Below are 270 nucleotides of genomic sequence, written 5' to 3' on the forward strand. Positions count from 1 at the left end.
GTAGCCCTCTATCGGACTCCTAAGCTTGATCTTCGTCAACTGCGGCTTACTGGAGTGCAGTGGTATCCTGTGCGCCCATTTGCCGCCGACGCCCAATGGCCTCGCGTAGCTTTGCCCGATTCAAGGTGATGCCATGACTACCCGCACCGAGGCTGTTAAAGCCTACCTGCTTGACCTGCAAGACCGTATTTGCAGCGCCCTGGAAACCTTTGAGACGGACACTCGCTTTATCGAAGACGCCTGGACCCGGCCTGCGGGCGGCGGCGGTCG

At 59.6% G+C, this 270-nt stretch carries 1 pseudogene; it reads left to right on the forward strand.

The window, feature by feature from the left end:
* Positions 1-133: 133 nt before the first annotated feature.
* Positions 134-270 (forward strand): annotated as a pseudogene (locus KZZ04_RS21395) (coproporphyrinogen III oxidase); the annotation flags it as partial.

The organism is Pseudoalteromonas sp. CR1 (assembly GCF_019392235.1).
Taxonomy (GTDB): domain Bacteria; phylum Pseudomonadota; class Gammaproteobacteria; order Enterobacterales; family Alteromonadaceae; genus Pseudoalteromonas.